This window comes from Pseudonocardia hispaniensis, assembly GCF_042658695.1.
Taxonomy (GTDB): domain Bacteria; phylum Actinomycetota; class Actinomycetes; order Mycobacteriales; family Pseudonocardiaceae; genus Pseudonocardia; species Pseudonocardia hispaniensis.
Window position 1 is genome coordinate 1 of record NZ_JBHSQW010000024.1, and the last position, 2,643, is coordinate 2,643.

At 71.0% G+C, this 2,643-nt stretch carries 1 protein-coding gene; it reads right to left on the reverse strand.

Annotated elements, in window-relative coordinates:
* Positions 1-143: 143 nt before the first annotated feature.
* Positions 144-2,390: a cytochrome c oxidase assembly protein gene (locus ACFQE5_RS10720; protein ID WP_379584711.1), complete on the reverse strand. Its 2,247-nt coding sequence runs from the start codon at positions 2,388-2,390 to the stop codon at positions 144-146.
* Positions 2,391-2,643 lie beyond the last annotated feature (253 nt).

Genomic DNA, 2,643 nt, shown 5'->3' on the forward strand with positions numbered 1-2,643 from the left:
CAGCAAACCAACACACCGAGCCACACAGACCCGATCCATCCGGCCATCACGCTGACACCAAGAAAACTACCCCCACCCCCGATCACAGGTCAAATCGACCCCCCTGAACCTACTCTGACCTGCGTAAATACCCGCCACGAGGGTTAACGGGAGGTTTCGTCGTGATCGCTGCGTACGCCGAGCGGTCGGGCGACCCCGGCGCCGTCGGCCGCCGCACCGTCCCGTGGCTCCGCCTTCTGACGTGCGTAAACGCCGACCTGCCCGGCCGAGGGCTCGGCGTCGACATGCTCGTTCACCGGGCGTTCGTCGCGGGCTGAGGCGGTGGTCACCTCCGGTGAATCGGCGTCCCGCGCGGTGGACGTGCCGCTTCCGGTCGCCAGGCGGCGCAACATCTCGTTGTACGCCTTCAACTCCGCGTCCCCGTCGGCATCTGCTCGACGATCATCGCGCCGCGCCGACCGCTCGTCGAGCCGGGACCACTGCACGAGCAGGACGATGACCACGAGCAGGATCGGCAGCTCGCCCGACCCCCAGGCCACTCCCCCGCCCACCTGCTGGTCGTGCAGCAGGTCGGGCACCCATGGCAGGGCCAGACCTCGGTAGAAGGTCTCACCGATCACGGTCTTCGTGCTCATCAACGCGATGCCGAAGAAGGCATGGAACGGCACCGAGGCGAAGAGCACACCGAGTCGGAGGATGGGCGGCAGCCGGCGTGGAGACGGGTCGATCCCGATCAGCGGCCAGAAGAACAGCGTGCCCACGAGCAGGAAGTGCGCGTTCATCGCGACGTGCGCCCAGTGCTCCCTGAGCGCGAAGGCGAACAGGTTCGTGAAGTAGAGGATGTAGTAGTTGCTGACGAACAGCGGCAGGGCGACCAGCGGATGTGTGAGCCACCTCGCCACCGGGGAATGCACGGCGGCGAGCAACCATTCCCGGGGCCCGGGCGGGGCGGCCTTCCCGGCGACCGGCAGCGCCCGCAGCGCCAACGTTATCGGCGCGCCGAGCACCAACAAGATCGGCACCAGCATCGACAGCATCATGTGCCCACTCATGTGCACGCTGAACATGGCCGGCGAGTACCGCCCGATCCCCGAGCTCGTGGCGATGAGCAGGGCCGCGCAGCCGCAGAGCCACGCGATGATGCGCCCGGCCGGCCAGGCGTCCCCACGTCGGCGCAGCCGTCGGACCCCCGCGAGATAGATCACCGCACCCGCGATCGCCAGCGATCCGTAGATCAGGTCGAAGCGCCAGTCGAACAGCAGCCGGGCGAGTGTCGGCGGACCGTTCAGGTCGTACCCGATGAGTACCTCGGTCACCGACGGCGGTCCGGACGCCCGGGGCGGCGGGGCGCTCCTGCCCAGGGCGATGGCGAGACCGAGGGTGCCGAGCATGATCAGCACCTCGACCGCGCCGAGGCGGACGAGCGCTGCGGTCCGGCCGTGGGCCGCGGCCTCGACGGAACGGCGGCGGTGCGCGGCGCCGAGCGCGCCGAGCAGGACCAGCGCGATGATCTTGCCGATGATCAGCCAGCCGTACGTGGTGCCCAGCAGGTCACCGATCGGGATCCGCACGAGCGCGTTCAGGACTCCGGTGGCGGCGAGCGCGACCCAGCAGACGAGCGCCAGCCGGGAGAACCGCGGGACGGCGGTGGCAAGCACGCTCTGCCGGTCGGGCCCGGCTCGGCCCGTGGCCACCGCGACGACCGCGATGAGTCCACCGACCCACAGTGCCGCCGCGAGCATGTGGAGCACCAGGCTGTTGGTCGCGACGTCGTGGGCGCCACCTGCGGCGGAGTGGCCGGTCAGCGCCACCGGGAGGGGGCCCGCGATCGCGAGCCCGAAGACAACCACCGACCACCCCCAGCTGAGGACCAGCCGGCATCCGACCATGACGAGCACTGCGATCAGCGCCGACAACGTCCAGGCGACGGCCGCCGCCAGCTTCGGCACGAGGGTCACGAGGATCCCCACGTCGAGCACGTCCGCCACGGGGCGGCCGAGCGCGTCGGCGACGTTCAGCGGGATGAGCAGGATCGCGCCTGCGGCCCAGACTCCGGCGGCGTACGAGCCCACGCGCACCGCTCGATACCCGGCGACGTCGAGATAGCCGGAGCGTTGCGGTGGTGCGAGGAACGCCGCGAGCAGCAGCGCTCCGATCGTCGCCACCATGCTGACCTCGGCGAGTGCGCGCACGGCCGGCAACCCGACGGTCGTCAGTTCCCCCGGGTCGGGAAGCCCCAGTGTTTCGGGCGGCCGTGCGCCGGTCAGTGCGGTCAGGCCCGCGGCGACCAGCACCGCGATCCCCGCTCCCAGTCCGACCAGGCCTGCGACCCCGCTCGTTCGTGACGAACCGGCCGGTCTCGCCGCTGGTTCGGCGGTCGTCTGCGCCATACCAACCAGGCTATGCCCGGTGCAACGGTGGCCGTCCGCGGCCACCGGCCGCGCGCCTCAACCTGGCCGCCGCCGCTGCCTCAGGCCGGCTCGGACGCCTCGGCCGCGGCGCCGACCACCATTCGCGGCTGCTCGCCGATCGGCCCCTCGACGACGTCGACGACCACACAGGTGATGTTGTCCGGCCCACCCGCCTCGTTGGCCAGCGCGATGAGCCGCGCGACCGCCTCGCCCCGGTCGTCGATGTCCGCGA

Coding starts and splice junctions, on each gene's coding strand:
- ACFQE5_RS10720 (WP_379584711.1), bottom strand. CDS start 2,390: ATGGCGCAGACGACCGCCGAACCAGCGGCGAGACCGGCCGGTTCGTCA.